This window comes from Clostridium sp. AF28-12 (assembly GCF_003435225.1).
Lineage (GTDB): Bacteria > Bacillota > Clostridia > Lachnospirales > Lachnospiraceae > Pilosibacter > Pilosibacter fragilis.
Genome location: NZ_QWGJ01000006.1, coordinates 158,001 through 178,221, shown reverse-complemented (window position 1 = coordinate 178,221; position 20,221 = coordinate 158,001). Strand labels below are relative to the sequence as shown.

Here is a 20,221-nt window from a genome sequence, read left to right as displayed (position 1 = left end):
CCTTTCCGGCATTTCTCATACACTGAACATATAGAACGATCGCAAAGAGAGGTCTTTTGGTATTATGAGAAAATTTCTGGCACCGGTTCTTTTTGTGTTTACGGCGGCGGCTCTGCTCACCGGGTGTAAAAAGAACGCGGAATCCTCCTTAACTCCCGTGACTTTAAATGAGGTTGCCCACTCCATCTTCTACGCCCCCCAGTATGCCGCCATCGAGCTGGGGTATTTTGAGGAGGAGGGAATCGACCTGACACTGGTAAACGGTGCAGGGGCTGACAAGGTCATGACAGCCCTGGTATCCGGGGATGCGGACATCGGTTTCATGGGATCTGAGGCGAGTATCTATACTTATATCCAGGGCGATGATGACTACGCCGTAAACTTCGCCCAGCTCACCCAGCGGGCTGGGAACTTCCTCGTTGGACGGACACCGGAAGCTGATTTCAAGTGGGAAAACCTCATTGGGAAGAAAGTTTTAGGCGGCCGTGCCGGCGGCATGCCCCAGATGGTCTTTGAGTATATCTTAAAGAAGAACGGCATCGATCCCACAAAGGATCTCTCCATCGACCAGAGCATCAGCTTCGGTCTCACCGCGGCGGCGTTCACCAGCAATGATTCCGACTACACCGTCGAGTTTGAGCCCTTCGCCACTGCCCTGGAGCAGGAAGGAAACGGCTATGTAGTCGCATCCCTCGGAAAAGATTCCGGCTATGTGCCCTACACGGCCTACAGTGCCAAGAAGAGCTATATCGAAAAGCACCCGGAGATCATCCAGAAATTCACAAACGCGATCCAGAAAGGCCTCGACTACGTGAACACCCACTCCGCCGAGGAGATTGCCGAGACGATCAAACCGCAGTTTAAGGAGACCGACACCGAAAAGATCGCGATCATCGTGGACCGCTACAAAGAGCAGGATACCTGGAAAGAAAATACGGTCTTTGAGAAGGAAAGCTTTGAACTTCTCGAGAACATTCTGGAGGAAGCCGGCGAGCTTGACACGCGGGTTCCTTATGAGGATCTTGTGAATACGGAGTTTGCGAAGGCAGCCGCAGAGAAATAACTTTTTAATCGGAGAGATCTGAATTTTTTTAATCATTGTAACTGTTCAGCAGGTCTGCGCACTTGCTGCGCTGACCGTAAGAAAACATAAGCTGGAAGGCAAAAATCCCATCGGCGCAACCGATCTGGAATGGATTTTTGCTTGTAACTATGAAGGTACTGAGGTTACTAATCATTTAAATTCAGATCTCTCCGATATTTTTATACTTCCTCTCCTCTCATTCTCCACCACCCCATCATCCACTTCACATAGTCAGAAAATCCCGCGGGATCCACATCCCGGGCCGCAATGACAGGGATGTTTCCGATCTCCTCCCCATTAAACCGGTAGCGCAGCGTTCCAAGCTGGTCTCCCGCCTTTACCGGGGCCTTTGCGCTCTCTTCCAGCATCAGTTCCCGCTCCACGCCGGAAAAGTCCTCGCCGTGGAGTCCCAGATATGTAAAGGTCTCGCCGTAGGAAAGTTCCACCTCCGGCTCTTTTCCGCCTGTCACGGAGAGTTTCGGAAGCTCCGGCGGCGTCTCATCTTTATAGAGTCGGCAGTTTCCGTACCCGTAATTTAAGAGTGTCACCGCGTCCTTAAATCTCGCCTTGAAGTCCGGTGCCGCCATGATCGCGGCGATAAGCTCCACGCCGTCCTTTTTTGCTGTGGCGGAGAGACAGTATTTTGCGATACTGGTGGAACCTGTTTTCAGCCCCGTCACCTCGAAATTCGTCGCCATCTTTAAGAGCTTATTTGTGTTGGAGAGACCGAACTCCTTTGTCCCCTGCTTCGTCACATGGGTGATATTCTCCATCCAGATCGTCGTATAGTTTGTGATCTGCGGGTATTTTGTGATAAGTTCCCTGGACATCAGCGCGATGTCCCTCGCCGTAGTCACATGTTCCGGGGAATCCGTGAGTCCACAGCAGTCAATGAACTTCGTGTGCTCCATCCCCAGGCCTTTCGCCCGCTCATTCATCATCTTCACAAAAGTCCCCTCATCGCCTCCGATAAACTCAGCCATTGCCACCGACGCGTCGTTGCCGGAGGCGATGACGATGCACTTAATCAGAGTTTCCACTGTCTGGATCTCGCCCTCCTCCAGGAACACCTGGGATCCGCCCATGGATTTCGCGTGGGCGCTTGTCACCACCTCGTCTGTCAGACGGATCTTCCCTGACTGCAGGGCGTCGAAGATCAGGATCAGCGTCATGATCTTTGTGACACTGGCGGGATTTCTCGGCTCATCCGCGTTTTTCTCGCAGATCACGGTCCCCGTGGATGCCTCCATGAGGATTGCGGACGGAGCCGTGATCTCCGGGCCGGTGTACGGCGTCAGCTCCGGCTGCATCTGCTGTATTTCCATGATCTGATTTCTTATATCCTTTTTCCATGTCCCTTCCCTCATCATCCCGTATCCGCTCACCGGTTCCACCATGAACAGGATTCCGGCCATGATCCCACAAATGATTCTTTTTCCCACTCTCATATTTCTGCTCCCGACCTGCCTGCTGTTCCATAAAATTTCTCCGCCCGGACGCCATTTTATTCCGCCCTGCGGCACGCTTTTCATGTTCTCAGCCAGTTTTCTCCTTATAAAATATGGCCCGGACATCCCCCTTTATGTCACTGCTTACAAAATGCTTAATTTTTCTATTTCTCGTAGCGTCGGACATGGGGTTGTGCTATGATAGAAGTAATAAATACAGAATTTTATCCGTTGTTCTGTCTGACAAAGGACGGCGGTTACGAATTAAATTACGAGGTGATATTTTGGAATACAATAATGATTTTGAAAGGCGCCGCGCATATATTTCAAGCCGCGAAAAGCTGCGGAAACGGCGGCAGACAGTTCATATTACGATACTGCTGATCGTTCTCGGAGTTCTTCTCCTGGGAATCGGCGGACTGCTCCTCTTTAAAAAAGGAGGCCACTTATCCACACAGTTGAAAAACAACACTTCTGAATCTTCGGCGGAATCCGATCCGTCCGGAGATGATAAAACGACTGTTTCACTTGCGGAGAGCGGATCCGGAGAAGACGCTTCTCCGGAGTCACAGGAAGCTGCCGCACCGGCTGCCGCCTACAATACAGGCGATACTGCCCTGGATGGGATTTTAAACAGCGCTCACGCAAAATTCGTCACCTACGACTACGATGCTGCCATCGAGATCTTAAACTCCAACCCGGATTACGCGGAGAATTCCGATGTGAAGGAGCTTCTCGCCGCCTGCGAGGAGACAAAATCCACACTCGTCCGGGCGGATGTAAACAAGATCACCCATGTGTTCTTCCACTCCCTGATCATGGATAACTCCAAAGCCTTCGACGGGGACGCGGATTCCAAGGGCTACAACCAGGTGATGACCACGAAGAGCGAATTTTTAAAGATCCTGGATTCCATGTACGAGAAAGGATATGTTCTCGTAAAGCTCCACGATATTGCCCACGAGGTGACGGACGAAAACGGCAATACGAAGATGGTGGCGGGAGATATTATGCTGCCGCCTGGAAAGATTCCTTTCGTCATGTCCCAGGATGACCTCTGCTATTACGAGTATATGGACGGTGATGGTTTCGCAAGCCGGATGATCGTGGGTGAGAACGGAAAGCCGACCTGCGAGATGGTGATGGATGACGGCTCCGTGTCGGTGGGCTCTTATGATCTCGTGCCGCTCCTTGAGGACTTTATCACGGAACACCCCGATTTTTCCTACCGGGGTGCCCGGGCGGTCCTGGCGTTTACCGGATATCAGGGCGTTCTGGGATACCGGACGGATCCGTCCTATGAGAGCTCCAACCCAAATTATGAGGCCGATAAAGAGATGGTCCGCCAGGTGGCACAGTGTCTCAGGGACAACGGCTGGGAGCTCGCCTCCCACAGCTGGGGACATATCAATTTCGGGAAACGCTCCTTTGAGGATGTGAAGACAGACTCCGATAAGTGGGCCTCCAGGGTGGAATCCCTGATCGGAAAGACGGATATCCTGCTCTACCCATTCGGATCAGATGTTGGCGACTGGCATCCGTACACAATGGAAAATGAAAAATACGCATATCTCCATGAGCTGGGCTTCCGCTACTTCTGCAATGTAGACTCCAGCCAGTACTGGGTACAGTTTGGATCTGACTATCTCCGCCAGGGACGCCGGAACCTGGACGGCTACCGCATGTACTACGACCTGCCGGAGACGAATCCGGAAAAAGACCACTTAAGCGACCTCTTCGATGTGACCCAGGTCTTCGACCGCGAACGGCCGGTTCCGGTGGCACCGATGAATTAGACCTGGAATTAAAAACGGACTTCAAAAGTCATATCTCATATGGCTCACGAAGTCCGTTTCTTTTGTTTATATCCGCTAAAGCTTTCACTGGAAGTCCCTTCTGAATACATGGGAACCCGCAGAGCCTGCCAACGGCAGCTTCTTCGGAATTCGAGAAAATCAAAATACGCTGGACAGTTTTTCCATCCAGCGTACCCGGTATTATTCTGCATTTTCTGTTTTTCAGCTGAAATCTTCATTTAGAACTGCACAATATCCTTGATCTCCTGCGCCGGTTCCACGCTCTCGGCGTAGAGCACCGGACCGACACCGTCGTAGTCCGGCCAGAACTCGTATGCGATCTTCGCACGGACCTTGACCCACTGCTTTGTCTCAAGGTTTCTCGCCTCACGCGCCTTGCAGATAAATCCTAAAAATGTCATATCTGCCTCGCAGCATGTCATCGCCATTCGGCCCGGAACGAAATAGTTCTTCGGGAATTCCGGGGATTTTAATACCATACCGGTGAACTCCACAACTTTTCCCTCGTAGCGGTCCTGCTTATCCATGGCGTCGATGTACCAGATGCCGTAATCCTTCGGATCGATCTTGATCACATCTGCCTTCATGTCGTACGGAAGATCCTCTTCCAGAACCTCCTGCTCGATCTCGCCTTCCGCGTCCTCGAAGATCAGCTCTGCCTGCGGGTTTAAAGCCTTTAAGCCGCGGCGGTAGCGGGTGATGTTCTCATCGCTGACTTCATCGCAGCGGTTCATGATCACAAGCTCGGAGCGCTTTACAAGGAGCGCTAAGAGCGGCTTCATGTTGCTTAAATAGAGCTCGAAGGTGGAGCCGTCGATGATCGTGATCTGCTGGAAGAGTTCCCAGGTATCCGGGAGCTGCAGCTGATCCTGCGGCCACATTCCGTTCCACTCGATGAGCACGCGGGCCGGGTCATATAATGCCTCGATCCGTCCGTAGAAATCCTCGTCCATCTCGGAGATATCTTCCACGGTAACGATCTTTGTTCTTGTTTTCTTTAAGATTTCCTTATCGTACTCCGTATCGCCTTCCTCGCAGAGGATCAGAACGGTCGTACCGTCGGCCTGGAAATAGTCCTGCTGTAAAGTACTTGTGATGAACTGGGTCTTTCCCGCTTCCAGAAAGCCGTTGATGACAAATACCGGCATTTTTTCCTGCTGTTTCACTGTCTTATTCTCCTAATTATATAAAATGGTTCCTGCCCACGTCTTGCGCAGACAGGAACTGCCACTGAACAGGTTCTGCAGATCTGGCAGCCTGACCCTGGCAGAATACGTTCATTAAGCCTCAAACGCAGCCTTTAACTCGTCTTCCTTCAGGTTGGAACCGATCACGCACACTTTTCCTGTGTAGATCGGAGCGCCTGTGCGGATCTCGGTCTCTTCCGGTACAAGATCGAAGTAGTACCATGTTCCGTCCGCATCCGGCAGCATTCCCTTTGCGCGGAGAACCTGGCCGTACTTCTCGGAATGTGCGAGTTCCTGTAACAGGGACTCGAGTTTCTCCTTTGTGATGGTACGGTTTGTCTCAAGACCCCAGCTTGTGAATACCTCGTCGGCGTCATGATCGTGGTGGTGATGGTGGTGGCCGCATCCACACTCGCCGTCATGATGATGGTGATGCTCGTGCTCATCATCGTCATCATCGTGGTGATGGTGATGGCCGCATCCGCACTCTTCGTCATCGTCATGGTGGTGATGATGGTGCTCATGCTCATCTTCGTCGTCATCATCGTCATCGTGGTGGTGATGGTGGTGGCCACAGCAGCACTCCTCGTCGTCATCGTCATGATGATGGTGATGGCCCTCTTTTACCTCCTCAAGGAGCTTCTCAGCCATATCATCTGTCGGCTTCTCAATGATCTCAAGAAGCTGCTCGCCTGTGAGCTTGTCGATCGGAGTTGTAACGATAGCTGCCTTCGGGTTCTTCTCGCGGATCATCTCTACACACTGAGCGACCTTGTCTGCGTCAGCGACATCGGTACGGCTTAACACGATCGTTCCTGCGCTCTCGATCTGGTTATTGAAGAACTCACCAAAGTTCTTCATGTACATCTTACACTTCTGAGCGTCAACGACTGTCACGGAACCGTTTAATACAACGTCGATCTCGCCCGCAACGTCGCAGACTGCCTTCATGACGTCGGAAAGCTTGCCGACACCTGACGGCTCGATAATTACACGGTCCGGTGTATACTTTGTAAGGACTTCATTTAAGGAACGTCCGAAATCACCGACTAAGGAACAGCAGATGCATCCGGAGTTCATCTCACGGATCTCGATGCCGGAATCCTTTAAGAAGCCGCCGTCGATACCGATCTCACCAAATTCATTCTCGATCAGGACTACTTTCTCGCCCGCAATTGCTTCTTTCAGAAGCTTCTTTATAAATGTTGTTTTTCCGGCTCCGAGGAAACCGGAGATAATATCAATTTTTGTCATAATGACACCTCTTTCTTGCCATCCGCGCGGCATTCCTGTATTTTTATCTGTCCGCCTTAATTTTATACTGTATACAGACCAGATCCACTGCCGCACTTTCATTTTTCATTACCAATTACTAACTTTAACACATTTTCTAACAAAGTCAAGTACTGCCGCTTCCAGCGGATGTCTGGAAAGCGGCAGAAATACGAGAAATTTTCTCATATAATATTGTTTTCTTGTACAGTCTTCAGGATCTGGCAAAATCCAGCCTCATTGAGCGCTTGCGATTACGTATCTGCTGGCATCCTGCTGTTTCTCCCCTATCTCGACTGCTTCACCATCTGAACGACACTGAACCCCCCGAACATCGCCAGGTTCACCACGACAACGCTGGCTCCCGCCGGAATTGAATATACATAGGAAAGAATGAGCCCGATAAAGAAGCACACCACAGACACAACGCCCGAAGATACCACAACGCCGAGGAAACTCTTAAATACCCGCATGGATGTCAGTGCCGGGAAGATCACAAGGCTCGAGATCAGCATGGCACCCATCATTCTCATACCGAGAACGATCGTAATGGCAGTCAGGACCGCGATCAGAAGGTTATAGGCGGAGACCCGCACACCCGTCGCCTTCGCGAAGCTCTCATCGAAGGTCACGGCAAAGACCTTGTTGTAGCAGATCACAAACATGCCGAGGACCACCAGGGACAGGACTACGCTTAAGTACATGTCCTCGCGGCTCATTGCTAAAATACTTCCGAACATATAGCTGCTGACATCCGTCGTCATTCCCGTCGTCAGGGATGTGACGATGATACCGATGGCGAGAGATCCTGCGGAAATCATCGCGATCGCCGCGTCACTCTTGATCTTTCCGTTTCCCGTGATCCGAAGAAGCAGGACCGCCGCCGCTGCCACCACCGGGATCGATACCGCGAGAGGCGCCCAGTTAAAGGCCACCGCGATGGAGAGTGCCCCAAAGGAAACATGGGACAGTCCGTCACCGATCATTGAATACCGTTTCAGCACAAGGCTGACTCCCAGGAGCGATGCGCAGAGCGAGATACAGATACCGCCGATCATCGCCCGCACGAGAAACGGATAGGAAAACATTTCCTGTAAAAGTCCCATTTAGTTCTCACCTCCGAGGAATTCTCTTCCGAATTCCGATTTCTTATACTCATCCACGGTCCCGTAAAACTGGACCGTCTGTTTCAACTGTAAGATCTTGTTGGCCTGGGTCACGATATTTCCGATATCGTGGGAGACCATGAGGACAGCCACCTTCTCGTCCCTGTTTAGATGGCGGATCACCGCGTAGAAATCCTGGGTGGATGCCGGGTCAAGTCCCGTGATCGGCTCGTCCAGGATCAGGAGCTTATCCGTAGCGCAGAGGGCCCTCGCGATCAGGGTACGCTGTTTCTGTCCGCCGGAGAGATCCCGGTAGCAGCTCTTTTTGAGATCCGTGATTCCGAGCTTTTCCATATTGACTGCCGCAAGCTTCCGCTCTTCCATCGAGTAAAACGGTCGGTTCCCACGCTTTCCAAGGCAGCCGGAGATCACGACCTCCTGTACCGTCGCAGGGAAATCCTTCTGGGCGGGGGTCTGCTGCGGGAGATATCCGATTCCGGACCGTCTCAACTCGTCCGCCAGCGTCAGGACACCGCCGGTGGGCTTTATAAGTCCCAGGAGTCCTTTCATCAGGGTGCTCTTTCCGGATCCGTTCTCGCCGACGATGCAGAGGTAGTCCCCAGGATTGATCTCCATGGACACGTCCTTCACCACGTCATAATTTTCATATCCAAAGTCCACATGTTCACATTTTAATAATGGCTGGTTCATCGATAAAGTCCTTCCCGTAAATTGACAACATTCTGTTCCATCAGTTCCAGATAGGTGACGCCGTTATCAAACTCTCTTCTCGTCACGTTATGACAGGAGTGAAATAACAGCGGCTTCGCACCGGTCTCCTCGCTGATGATCTCCGCCACCCGGTGGCTGGAGAGTTCCAGGTAATAGACCGCCGGGATCTGTTCCTCCCGCACCTTGTCGATCAGATAGGCGATGGTCTTGGCACTTGGCTCCGTGTCGGAGGCGCAGCCGGAAAACGCTGCCCGGTATCGGAGTCCGTAAGTGTCCGCAAAATAGCGGAGCGGAAACTTGTCCGCCATGACAATGAGGTCTAAGTCCGCGCCGTCTGCCACATTGCGGAATTCCTGATCGAGATTTTTAAGTTTTCCGAGATAATCCTCTGCGTTTGCCGCAAAGGTGTCCGCGTCCGCCGAGTCCATCTCCTGAAGCGTGTCCGCGATCACCTGGGTGATCTTCATGGCATTCACCGGGGAAGTCCAGATGTGCTCGTCGTATTCGATCTCGTAGTCTGCGTCGTCATCATCGTGCGTGTGTGTGTGATCTTCCGCATCATGATCGTGTTCATCATCCGTGTGGTCATGATCTTCCGCATCGTGATCGTGATCATCGTCATCAGCATGGACCGCCTCATCATGGTCGTGGTCATCGTGGGTATCGTCTGCCGACGCATGGCTGTGGTGATGTTCCTCACCTGCGTCCTCCATGCCTTCCACGATCTCTTCCTCCACGGTATCCACATAGTCCATCATCGTGATGACCTTTAAGCTCTCCGAATCCAGGGATGCCACAACCTGGCTCACCCACTGCTCCATGGCACCACCGTTGCAGATCAGAAGGTCCGCGTTCTGGATCAGGCGGATATCTGCCGGTGTCGGCTCAAAGGAATGGCTGTCCTGTCCCGCCGGGATCACCATGGAAAGATCTACGGCATCCCCCGCGATCTGTCTCGTGAAATCGTAGTACGGGAACAGGGTCGTTACAACTTTCAGCTTTCCATCATTCGGAGTTCCCACATCTCCGTGTGTGTCACTAACAGAGCCACAGCCTGTCAGGGTACCAAAAAGAAACATCGCTGCGGTGAGCCATGCTTCTATCCGTTTTCGTCTTGTTTTTCTAAAATACTTCAATCCATTTCCTCCGGTATCTAACGCGCGGGCTGATGTTTTAAGCATAGTTTACGCAAGGTCCGAATTTTCATGTTACTGTCTTTTATTTTTAATAGCAGCTCTTTGTTTTCCTGCGCAGTTTTTCCTGCAGTCATCACTATATATAAATAAATCCGCTTACTGCTGTCACCTTTTATGGCACATTGATAAGTCATGCCGCATCTGCACAGGTCTGCCAAACAGCTACTTTTCAATCTCCGTTAAGATATCAAGCGGTTTCTCAAGCAGAAATTCCGGCTGGAATGCCGCAAGCTCCTCACGGCCCCTGAATCCCCAGAGAACTCCCACCGTCGTCATCTTCGCGTTCTTTCCAGTCTTCATGTCCGTATTCGTATCTCCAAAATACAGGCACTCTGACGGATCCGCGCCACAGATCTTCGCCGCCTTCAATGCTCCCGACGGATCCGGCTTCTTCGGAACGCCCTCCTGCTCCCCGATCACCGTGTCAAAATATCCCGCGCCGAATACATATTCTACGGTCTTCTTCGCCTGGGCATCAGGCTTGTTGGATACAACAGCAATCTTTAAACCCAGCTCTTTCGCCTTCGATGTGAGCTCCACGATTCCATCGTAAGGATGCATCTCATAGTTACAGTATTTTCCGAATATCTCCATATATACAGGGAGGATCGCCTCGTAGTGCGCCTCATCCGTATCCCCGCAGGCCGCGAGGGAACGTTTCATCTGCATTTTATATCCATCGCCGACGATGGTCATCATCTGTTCCTCTGTCAAAGGACCGAGCCCAAACTTCTCCAGGGAAAGGTTCGTACAGTATGTCAGCGCATGGATCGAGTTTACCAGCGTTCCATCCAGATCAAAGATCAGACACTTATATTTCATATCTGCCTCCATATAAAGCAAAAACGAATCAAAAACTGTGCCACTCATTTTATCACACTAAAAAAAAAATGACAATACCTTTCTGCGCATATATAGGGCTCCGAAAATTTCCTTTAAATCCCATTGACTCTTTCCAGTTTCCATATTAGGATATATCTATATGAAAAGGACAAATCTACATATATTTTATGTGCATTTTTGTACCAAAAGACGAAATCCCAGGAGGTACGTTTATGAAAAAATTTTGCATCGCAGCTCTCGCTGCAACACTGGCTCTCGGAACCATGATCACAGCTCAGGCTGCTGATACAACAGATGAAACTGTTGTATCCGGCACATACAAACGCAGCACAAACGGTGGACGCCGCCGCGGTTTAAAGTCCCCGGCAGGCGGTGCCTGGGAGAGGCTTTCTGACGGTACCTACAAATATCACTTTGCGGAAGGTCTCGAAGCTACCGATTACTGGCTGGAGATCGATGGAACCTGGTACTATTTCGGTCATGACAATATCATGCAGACCGGATGGGTAAAGGATGACGGCAACTGGTACTACATGGACCTTAAGACCGGCGCTCTCTTCACCGGCTGGCACGAGATAAGCGGCAAGTGGTACTACTTCCACGAGGAAGGCGATGGCTTCAAGGGCACTCTCATGGTAAACTGTGAGACTCCGGACGGATACACCGTTGACGTGAATGGTGCGCTTGTAGAATAGTCACTGGCATAAATTTTAAAAATCCCCGCAGGATCGTTTTTCCGCATCCTGCGGGGATTTTTTGCCGGTCCATATAGCATCCGTTCCAATAATACGTTTCTTGCATATGTCCCATTGATCGGCAGTTCCTCTTTATTCATATCTCAGAGCATCGATCGGATCCGCCTTTGCGGCTTTCGACGCCGGGTAAATCCCAAAGAAGATGCCGACTACGGCCGAAAAGGATACCGCAAGAAGGATGATCCCAGGTTTGATCACAACAGGGAGTCCAAGCGCCGCGCCGCCCGCTGTCACGAGACTCACAGCGAGAAGAACGCCGATGATTCCGCCCAGAGCGGACAGGATCGCGGACTCTGTCAGGAACTGAATCAGGACATCCCGGGTCCTTGCACCGAGCGCCTTTCTGATACCGATCTCACGGGTCCTCTCCGTGACGGACACCAGCATGATGTTCATGATCCCGATGCCGCCCACCAGGAGAGAGATCGCAGCGATCCCGCCCACAGCCATGGAAAGTCCGCCCATGAGGCTGTCGATGGATCCCATCTCATCCGCCACCGTACTCGTATAGAAATCTCCCGCGTTTCTATTCTTGATTTTCCCGAGATACACCGTCAGTCTGGACATGAAATTTACCATGTCCGTTCCCTCTTTCGCGTACAGACGGCAGTAATAGAACTGGTCATTCGGCCACGTGAGCAGTGTATACGGGATATACGCGGATCCCGTATCGCCGGAACCTCCGGACAAAAGCTTCTGGAAGGCGCTCATCTCTTTTTTGTAGACACCGACTACCGTATACATGTCTGTATCCCCGTAGACGGTGGTCCGGAAGGTCTTTCCCACCGCGTTTTCCGTTCCGAAAAGTTTTCTGGCACTCTCCTCCTCTATCACCACATTTTTCTTTCGTCCAAGGATATCTCCTTCGTTTAAATAACGTCCGGAAATCATGGTCACCGGCTGGACATCGCTAAAATTCCAGTCGATCCCCTGGAAGTCAAATTTCATGTTTGTCCGTCCTGCAAGGACTTCTGAATTTACGCTGGCGTAACTGTCGATATAGGATATCTCATCCCCGAAGACTTCCTTGATCTTATCAAGTTCATCCAGGGTAAAGTAATCGCTGTCCCGCACATCCTCCACATTGTATCCGATGGATACCACCGCCTGGGTGGCCCCCGCGTCCTTATAGAGGTCCGCGAACAGTCCGCGCATCGTATCGCCGATGGAAACGATGGATATGACAGAACCGATTCCGATGATAATGCCCAGCATGGTCAGGAATGAGCGCATCTTGTTCGCCATGATTGCATGGAAGGCCATGATCATATTTTCGCCTAGCATCCGACCACCCCACTCTCTGTTCCGGCTGTTTTCTGGAAGTGTCTGTAGAGACCTTTCATGTGGACTTTACCGCTTCCTTTTGTCGGGTTTTCGTTGATCTCATCTTTGATGATCTGACCATCTGAGAAGTGGATGATCCGGTCCGTAAAGGCGGCGATATTTTCCTCGTGGGTGACAACGATCACTGTGGCTCCCGCTTTGTGGAGTTCCGAGAAGATCTCCATGATCTCGATGGACGCGGCTGTATCGAGATTTCCCGTCGGTTCATCCGCCAGGATCAGCGGCGGCTCGTTCGCCAGCGCTCTCGCAATGGCAACACGCTGTCTCTGTCCGCCGGACATCTCATTGGGCATGTGTCCGGCGCGTTTTTCCAGCCCCACGCACTCCAACAGTTCCATGGCCCGCTCCGTCCTTTTCCTTTTCGGGATCCTCGCGTAGGTCATCGGGAGCTCCACATTTTTTAACGCCGATGTCCTGGAGATCAGGTTGAAGGATTGGAACACGAAGCCGATCTTTTTATTCCGCACCGCGGAGAGTTCGTCCGGGGACAGGGCCGCCGTGTCGATCCCGTCGAGGTAATAGTGACCCAGTGTCGGGCGGTCCAGGCAGCCTAAAATATTCATCAGGGTAGATTTTCCCGATCCGGAGTGTCCCATGATCGCAACGAACTCGCCGCGGTGGATCGCCAGGTTGATTTTCTTTAGTCCCATGACCCGGATCGCGCCTGTGTCGTAGATCTTTACGAGGTTTTCCAGGCGGATCAGCTCGTCTGTCACGTTTTCCGTCATGTAGCGGGATCTTGTCAGTTTTTCAAACATTGTTTATTCCCCCTGTTTTCCGGATGATGTGACTGCCATTCCATCTGTGTACTGCTCTCCCGGCTCCGCGATCAGGACGGAGTTTTCATCCAGGGAGCTCCCTTCCACCGGGATGATCTCCATCTCCACATCGCCTTCCACACCGATGTCCACCGGAACCCAGGATACGGTTCCGTCACTGATCTCCTGTACGTAGTTCGTTCCGTCTTTTTCCATCACGGCGGAGACTGGGACTGTCAGGGCGTTCTCGGATTCTTCCAGGACAATGGACGCGCGGGCGGTGATTCCAGCGATCAGTTTTGTGTCCTGATCTGTGACGCGGATCTTTGTGGGGATGACGCGCTCGCTGGAACCGCCGCCTTTTTCTTCGCCGGTCGGGGAGATCGAGATGACTTCGCCGTGGACGGTCTCACCGTTTAAGATGTCCGCGGAGATCTCGGCTTCCTGGCCGACGGCGACTTTTCCGATGGTGTACTCGCTGACTTTGATCTCGAGTTCCAGGTTATCGAGGTTTTCGATCACGAAGAGTGGGGCGTCGTTTTCCATTTTGTCGGCAAAGCGGCCTACTTTTGTGTTGACGCGGACGACGGTGCCATCGATAGGGGCTTTTAATATCGTATTATCTAACTGCTCTACGGCTTTTTCGTAGTCGAATTTTGCTTTTTCGATCTGGAGGCGGTAGGAGTCATCGGCGACGGCGGATCCGTTTTTTATTGTGTAGGAGTCGCATTCCCGTTCTGCGTCGTGGAGACCGTTTTCCGCTGTCTCAAGATCAACTTTGGGGACGCTGCCGCCATCAAAGAGGGCTTTTGTGCGGTCGTAGTTGGCCTGGGCGGTGTTCAGGTCCTGGATGGCTTTGGCGTAGCCGTTTCTTGCTTCTTTATCTTTTTCGGCGCAGGTGGTCACGGCGAGGTCGTAGTCGTTTTTGGCGATGTCGGCTTCTTTTTTTACGTCGGAATCGTCGAGGACTGCCAGGGGCTGGCCTTTTGTGACTTTGTCGCCTTCTTTTACGGGAATTTCGAGGATCTCAGCGTGGAGGTTTGAGACGACGTCTACGCTGTCGGTTCCGGAGATGGGGCCGGTGACGGTGAGGCGGTTTTGGATAGTTTTGCGGGTTGGGGTCACAGTGTCCACAACGGGGACCATGTCTTTTCCGCCGGACAGGAGTTTGATGCCGGTGATTCCGAGGATGGCAATGGCGGCGGCGATTATGATCTTTTTTCTCTTTGGGTTTTTGGGTTTCTTTTCTGTGGTTCCGGCCAGTAGGGAGTCCAGTTCTTTGTCGAATTCTTCTGGTGAGATTTTTTCTTCACTGCTCATACTCATGTGTTCCTTCCGAGGTTTTCTATGTTAAATGTGATTATTTTAACACTGGAATTTAGTATAGCAGGGAAATGTTTCTTTCTTGGGTCTTTTATCTGGCGGTTTTCTTGCGATTTTCTTACGTTTTTTGGGGGAGAGGTGAATTGGCGGGGGGTACGCACAGACCAGCTTTCAGATTCGGGCTCAGAGGATCTGAAAGCTGGTCTGTGCTGTGTACTGGCGGGAGCGCAGGCGCTGCGCTGTGCGTTGAGGATGTGGCTGTGCTGAGGGACGAGAAAGGAATAAGCAGTGCTGCATAATAGTTGTGTACTGTGCTGTTGTTTTGACGGTTGGCTCACGGATGAGAGGTTTTTACATATTTTATAGTAAGTACGTTTGAGTGAGGTATCCATGACTCCGAAATTGGAAGTTAGAGGGGTGGATTATTCCTACCATACCATGGAGGGAGAGACGAAGGCCCTTTCTGATATATCGTTTCATGTGAATTCCGGCGAGTTTCTTTGTATTGTCGGGCCGTCCGGGTGTGGGAAGTCTACGTTGCTTTCTCTGCTTGCCGGGCTTTTGGCCCCTGAGCGGGGGGAGATTCTTTTGGACGGGGTTTCTGTCGGGAAGGGGGCTTCGGGGATCGGGTACATGCTGCAGAGGGATCATTTGTTTGAGTGGCGGACGATCCTTTCGAATGTTTCACTGGGGCTTGAGGTGCGGAGGAAGTGTGATTCAAAGCATTTGAGCCGGGTGAAGGAGCTTCTGGATTCTTACGGACTTCAGTATTTTTACGATGCGCATCCGTCGGAGCTTTCCGGGGGGATGCGGCAACGGGCTGCTTTGATCCGGACTCTTGCTTTGGAGCCGGATCTTCTGCTTCTTGATGAGCCGTTTTCTGCTCTGGATTATCAGACGAGGCTTTCGGTCTGTGATGATATCAGTTCGATCATCCGCAGCAGAAAGAAAACGGCTATCCTGATCACCCATGATCTTTCGGAGGCGGTGAGCACAGCGGACCGGATCCTGGTGCTGACGAACAGACCGGGGACGATCAAGGGGGAGCTTGTGATTCGGTTTCCGAACCATGAAATGAGTCCTTTGAAGCGGCGGAATTATCCGGAGTTTTCTTCTTATTTTAATGAATTGTGGAAGATTCTTGGGAACGGGAATGGTGATGATACGTCAACTGTCGATGGGGCCGGATCTGGAGATACAGATATTATCAATGGAACTGAATCCGGTGATGAGAATCCACCGGCAGCCAGAAACGGACTCATGACCGCTGTCAATGTGGGAGGTGAGCCGGATGAGATTTCATAGTATCGCTTCTTTTATCCTGCGCAGGCACCGGGCTGTGATCCCGGCAGCGGATCTTGCGGTCTCCCCGGCCCAGTGCCGGTATCTGGAGCAGGAGCGGCGGATCCGGAGGCAGATCTTCATCTGCAGGATCTTATTTCTGGTCCTGTTTCTTTTTTCCTGGGAGATCAGCGCCCGGATCGGGATCCTGAACGATTTTATTTTCAGTTCCCCGTCCCGGGTGCTCTCCTGTTTTCTTTCCATGGCGGCAGACCGGACGATCTTTTACCACACGGGAGTCACGGTTTTGGAGACGCTTTTGAGCTTTTTTCTTGTGACATGGATCGGGATCTTCGGCGCGGTGGCGCTCTGGTCCAGCAAGCGGCTGGCAAAGATTCTGGAACCGTACCTTGTCATATTGAACAGTCTGCCGAAGTCCGCTCTCGCGCCGCTGCTCATCGTATGGCTGGGCAACAACATGAAGACGATCATCACGGCGGCGGTCTCTGTGGCGGTATTTGGCTCGATCTTAACGCTCTACAACGGCTTTCTCTCCATGGATCCTGACCAGATCCGTCTGATCTACACGCTGGGAGGAAAACAGAAGGATGTCCTCACAAAGGTCCTGCTGCCCGGCTCTGTTCCACTTATCATCAGCAACATGAAGGTCAACATCGGTCTCTGCCTCGTCGGCGTCATCATCGGCGAGTTTCTCTCCGCCCAGGCAGGCCTTGGCTTCCTCATCATCTACGGCAGCCAGGTCTTCAAGCTGGATCTCGTGATCATGTCCATCGTGATCCTCTGTATTCTGTCCGCAATCCTGTATCAGGCGGTGGCAGTGCTGGAACGGAGGTGTAGGCAGTAGAATCCCATCCACAGCTTCTGGTATCGGTAGGTTTTTCGGATGTATGACAATCCGTTAATCCATAAAATCTTTCTAAACAAATTTTTTTACCAACATCATGCACCACTCTCATCAGTGACTGGAAGAAATAGTCTCACAAACAAAAATCCCCAGAAAACACCGCCCATATAATGGGGCATGTCTTCTGGGGAATATTTTTTGATTTTAAGCTAGTCCAAGGACTCTCTGTAGAATCCGCCGTAGAAGTCTTCTGTTTTGAATACGTTTATGATCACGTTTTCATCTACTTCCTGGATCAGCTGGACGATATCGTTGATCTCATAGGAAGAAATTACGGTGTGGAGCAGGTACATTTTTTTGTGGCTGTAGCCGCCGATGGCGTCCACGCAGGAAATACCGTGGTGATACTTGCTGACATACGCCTTCATGACCTCTTCCGCTTTCTCAGTGGTGATCTGTAAGGTCACGCGGTCATAGCGGTGATGGAAGGTGGAGATCATCTTTGTGGAGATGAACTGGAACAGGATGGAATATCCTGCATACTCCCAACCGAACATGTGTCCAAAAATTACAAGGATACACACATTTCCCATGAACACATAGTTCCAAATGGACTTTCCGGTCTTATTGGAAACATAGAGGGCAATAAAGTCGGTACCACCTGTGGATGCGTTTCCTTTTAAGGAAAGGACAACGGACAGTCCGTAAAGCACACCGCCGAAAATCACATTCAGGGTCAGATCCTCAAATAGCGGAGTATAATGGCAGACTTTTAAGAAAAAGCTTGCAAAAAATACCTGCAGCAACGAAAACACCGTGAATTTCACGTTGATGCTGCGGCAGCACATCAGGGCAACAGGCAGGTTTAAAACAACGAGCGCCAAAGATGTCGAGACGGTAAATCCATACAGTTCAGCGATTCGGTCGATCAAAATCGCAAGTCCCGTAAATCCGCTGGACAGAAGGCCTGCCGGACGAATAAAGGCCAGAATTACATAAGACTGCAGAAGGGCAGATGCCAGAACTGCCACGAAGGAAATCGCACAGCGGACAACAAAATTTTTCCGTATTTCACGTACCTTTTTGGTAACATCATTCCAGGAACTCATAAGTGGGGTACTCCTTTTTCATACTCTTGGTGCTGCGATCCGGTATTGTTGTATTTGATAAATCAAATGGTGTATTTTCCCGAATCGGTCCATTGTTTTCAGATTCTTTTCCGTTTTGTATGGGGTATTAGAAAAACGACCTTCCTAACTTTATCATGATTTTTTTGATTGTCAATCGGTCTCTTGAAAAACGAGAAAAAAACAACCGGAGGAGAACTCCGGCTTAATAATGTTAAAAATTCTATTCTCTTGTTTCCGCATCTGTACAATTATTTTCCGCGGTTTTCCCCGATCGCCGTGAGGTACCGGTTGCACGCATCCTTCATGCACGCGATCAATGGCTTCTGCGTCAAAGCAAAATAGCGCTCCCTGATCTCCTTCTCGATCAGCGGAACGTCTGTCCTCAGGCTCTTCCCCACAAACATGGATGCCACGAACTGCTTCGTCACCTCAAGGATCGTGTTGCAGTCCAGCTCCAGGATCTTTCCCGTATCACGCTCCACGATCAGGCTGATATAGAACTCCCCGTGGAGATTGTAGATCGCGTCCTCTTTGCTCGGCTTTGCCTGGCCGACCACAAGGATCGTGTTTTTGTTTTCCATATAATATACCCCTTTTTGTTCCCCGATATAAGAAATTGCTCATAGTAACCGACCTGCCCGCTCACGCAGACGAAACCTTTGCTGACAGCGCAAGAAAAACAAATGTCATCTGCGGTGCCGCTTGTTTTACTTTTGCGCCCGTTACATAGTATATCACAAAATATATTCGTTTTCCATTGACTTTTCTATGCATTTCCACTAGACTAGAGACAACGAAAACAGATTCTTTTATTTATCTGGACTCCTGCCCGGATGTTCCCTCCGTAAATAAGAGCCATGAATCTTCCAACAGGGGATCAGTGGCTTTTTTTGTTGCCTGAAATCCGAAAAACGATCCATATCGGCTTTTTCATACACACGGCAGCGAAAAAAGTTTTCCCCCTCATCAAACATATTGGGAGGATAAATACCATGACATTTTTTAAAGATCTGGATACCATTATGAAACAGGATTTCGGAAACCGCGGGCTCTTAAAAGCACTCCCGGACAATCCGATCCAGGAAACCTTAAACACGCTCGCGGACGCCCGCCGTGTCATTCTCTTAACCGGCTTTCCGGTCCGACTCAGCGACGGCTCTTATGTTGGTGAAACCGACGGCCCCTTAGGCACCGCTGATATTGCAGCAGCCCTGACCGCTCTCGGCGCCTCCGTCCTCGTGATCACCGATGAGCCCGCCTTTTCCATTGTAAGCGACGTTGTCTGCTACCGCGCTCCAAAAGCAAAACTCATGATGCTCCCTAAAACAGACACCGACGACTTCATCCGAAATTGCATCAAAACCTTCGCCCCGACCCACTTCATCTCCTTAGAACGCCCCGGTAAAGCCGCCAACGGCCACTACCACAGCATGCGCGGCGAAGTCCTCGATGACATGATCACTGACTCCGCCCTCTTTCTCTCCGAAGCAAAAAAATCCGGAGCCACCACCATCTCCATCGGCGACGGCGGCAACGAGATGGGCATGGGCACCTACCGCGACGTAATCGAACATTTCGTTCCCTTCGGTGGAACGATCTGCACCGCTGAATCCGCCGACATCACCCTCGCCAGCGGCGTCTCCAACTGGTGGGGAATTGGTATCGCCGCCCTCTGCTCCCTCTTCGCTGAAAAAAATCTCCTCCCGACCCGCGAGGAAGAGACCGAGTCTCTCCGCCTCGCCGTAGCCGCCGGCAGCGTAGACGGTTGCACCAAAAAGAACGAAATGACCGTCGACCGCCTGGATCTCGAGACGCATCTTGGAATCCTGGATTCTGTTAACGACATCTTAAAGAAAGAACTGGACATATGTGCAATTGCATAAAGTAATCTCCATATCGCACAGCGCAGCGCCTGCGATCCCGCCAATACACTCGGCTGGCCACCCTCGCGCAGCCAATCCCTGCGCTGGCCTGGGTCCGGATCCGGGTGCCTGATTTCGGGGGCATGGTTTCCTCTTAGTGCGCAGGAGAATTCGTTGGAGGAAAAGTGACACTTGTTTGAGCCGCAGGCGAGTTGTGT

At 51.3% G+C, this 20,221-nt stretch carries 17 protein-coding genes and 1 pseudogene; 6 read left to right on the top strand and 12 right to left on the bottom strand.

Translation table 11 applies throughout. From position 1 onward, the window contains the following. Positions 1 to 64 precede the first annotated feature (64 nt). On the top strand, positions 65 to 1,063 hold the full coding sequence (locus DWY93_RS07635; RefSeq protein ID WP_117470690.1) for an ABC transporter substrate-binding protein: 999 nt from the start codon (positions 65 to 67) through the stop codon (positions 1,061 to 1,063). A 200-nt stretch (positions 1,064 to 1,263) separates the two neighbouring features. Here DWY93_RS07635 and DWY93_RS07630 read toward each other — a convergent pair whose 3' ends face one another. After that, positions 1,264 to 2,409: a D-alanyl-D-alanine carboxypeptidase family protein gene (locus DWY93_RS07630; protein WP_242990564.1), complete on the bottom strand. Its 1,146-nt coding sequence runs from the start codon at positions 2,407 to 2,409 to the stop codon at positions 1,264 to 1,266. A 407-nt stretch (positions 2,410 to 2,816) separates the two neighbouring features. On the opposite strand from DWY93_RS07630, the gene DWY93_RS07625 reads away from it, so the two are divergent. Further along, positions 2,817 to 4,328 carry a polysaccharide deacetylase gene (locus tag DWY93_RS07625; protein ID WP_242990561.1) on the top strand — a complete coding sequence of 504 codons (1,512 nt, stop codon included), beginning with the start codon at positions 2,817 to 2,819 and terminating at the stop codon, positions 4,326 to 4,328. Positions 4,329 to 4,567: 239 nt separating this feature from the next. Here DWY93_RS07625 and DWY93_RS07615 read toward each other — a convergent pair whose 3' ends face one another. From DWY93_RS07615 to DWY93_RS07590, 6 genes are all read right to left on the bottom strand, one after another. Continuing rightward, positions 4,568 to 5,515: a GTP-binding protein gene (locus DWY93_RS07615; protein ID WP_347465828.1), complete on the bottom strand. Its 948-nt coding sequence runs from the start codon at positions 5,513 to 5,515 to the stop codon at positions 4,568 to 4,570. A 114-nt stretch (positions 5,516 to 5,629) separates the two neighbouring features. Next, positions 5,630 to 6,790: a CobW family GTP-binding protein gene (locus tag DWY93_RS07610; RefSeq protein WP_117472134.1), complete on the bottom strand. Its 1,161-nt coding sequence runs from the start codon at positions 6,788 to 6,790 to the stop codon at positions 5,630 to 5,632. Positions 6,791 to 7,095: 305 nt separating this feature from the next. Continuing rightward, on the bottom strand, positions 7,096 to 7,914 hold the full coding sequence (locus DWY93_RS07605) for a metal ABC transporter permease (RefSeq protein WP_117470693.1): 819 nt from the start codon (positions 7,912 to 7,914) through the stop codon (positions 7,096 to 7,098). Continuing rightward, complete coding sequence (locus DWY93_RS07600) at positions 7,915 to 8,625, bottom strand: ABC transporter ATP-binding protein (RefSeq protein ID WP_117470694.1); 711 nt, start codon at positions 8,623 to 8,625, stop codon at positions 7,915 to 7,917. After that, on the bottom strand, positions 8,622 to 9,782 hold the full coding sequence (locus DWY93_RS07595; RefSeq protein WP_242990560.1) for a metal ABC transporter substrate-binding protein: 1,161 nt from the start codon (positions 9,780 to 9,782) through the stop codon (positions 8,622 to 8,624). The genes DWY93_RS07600 and DWY93_RS07595 overlap by 4 nt, the downstream gene beginning before the upstream one ends. 222 nt (positions 9,783 to 10,004) lie before the next feature. Beyond that, positions 10,005 to 10,664: an HAD family hydrolase gene (locus DWY93_RS07590; protein ID WP_015553508.1), complete on the bottom strand. Its 660-nt coding sequence runs from the start codon at positions 10,662 to 10,664 to the stop codon at positions 10,005 to 10,007. Between the two features lie 233 nt (positions 10,665 to 10,897). On the opposite strand from DWY93_RS07590, the gene DWY93_RS07585 reads away from it, so the two are divergent. After that, on the top strand, positions 10,898 to 11,380 hold the full coding sequence (locus DWY93_RS07585; RefSeq protein WP_181968513.1) for a hypothetical protein: 483 nt from the start codon (positions 10,898 to 10,900) through the stop codon (positions 11,378 to 11,380). A 132-nt stretch (positions 11,381 to 11,512) separates the two neighbouring features. Here the strand turns inward: DWY93_RS07585 and DWY93_RS07580 are convergent, their stop codons facing one another. From DWY93_RS07580 to DWY93_RS07570, 3 genes are read right to left on the bottom strand one after another with little or no spacing between them, the layout of a single operon-like run. Beyond that, the gene (locus DWY93_RS07580; protein WP_117472132.1) at positions 11,513 to 12,724 is read right to left on the bottom strand and encodes an ABC transporter permease; all 1,212 of its coding nucleotides are present in this window, start codon (positions 12,722 to 12,724) and stop codon (positions 11,513 to 11,515) included. Continuing rightward, the gene (locus tag DWY93_RS07575; protein ID WP_117472130.1) at positions 12,718 to 13,542 is read right to left on the bottom strand and encodes an ABC transporter ATP-binding protein; all 825 of its coding nucleotides are present in this window, start codon (positions 13,540 to 13,542) and stop codon (positions 12,718 to 12,720) included. Before DWY93_RS07575 ends, DWY93_RS07580 begins: the two co-directional genes overlap by 7 nt. Before the next feature lie 3 nt (positions 13,543 to 13,545). After that, positions 13,546 to 14,862, bottom strand: a complete 1,317-nt coding sequence (locus tag DWY93_RS07570; RefSeq protein WP_242990559.1) for an efflux RND transporter periplasmic adaptor subunit — start codon at positions 14,860 to 14,862, stop codon at positions 13,546 to 13,548. A 393-nt stretch (positions 14,863 to 15,255) separates the two neighbouring features. Here DWY93_RS07570 and DWY93_RS07560 point away from each other — a divergent pair. Further along, positions 15,256 to 16,008, top strand: a pseudogene (locus DWY93_RS07560) (ATP-binding cassette domain-containing protein); the annotation flags it as partial. A gap of 148 nt (positions 16,009 to 16,156) precedes the next feature. After that, positions 16,157 to 17,011, top strand: coding sequence for an ABC transporter permease (locus DWY93_RS07555; protein WP_181968512.1), 855 nt, complete (start codon positions 16,157 to 16,159; stop codon positions 17,009 to 17,011). A 209-nt stretch (positions 17,012 to 17,220) separates the two neighbouring features. Here the strand turns inward: DWY93_RS07555 and DWY93_RS07550 are convergent, their stop codons facing one another. Both DWY93_RS07550 and DWY93_RS07545 read right to left on the bottom strand, forming a co-directional pair. Further along, positions 17,221 to 18,120, bottom strand: coding sequence for a YitT family protein (locus DWY93_RS07550; RefSeq protein WP_117472122.1), 900 nt, complete (start codon positions 18,118 to 18,120; stop codon positions 17,221 to 17,223). Positions 18,121 to 18,389: 269 nt separating this feature from the next. Further along, positions 18,390 to 18,722, bottom strand: coding sequence for a DUF3870 domain-containing protein (locus DWY93_RS07545; RefSeq protein ID WP_015553518.1), 333 nt, complete (start codon positions 18,720 to 18,722; stop codon positions 18,390 to 18,392). 411 nt (positions 18,723 to 19,133) lie between these two features. Here DWY93_RS07545 and DWY93_RS07540 point away from each other — a divergent pair, with 411 nt between their 5' ends. Further along, complete coding sequence (locus DWY93_RS07540) at positions 19,134 to 20,024, top strand: DUF4392 domain-containing protein (RefSeq protein ID WP_117472120.1); 891 nt, start codon at positions 19,134 to 19,136, stop codon at positions 20,022 to 20,024. The last annotated feature ends 197 nt before the right edge of the window (positions 20,025 to 20,221 follow it).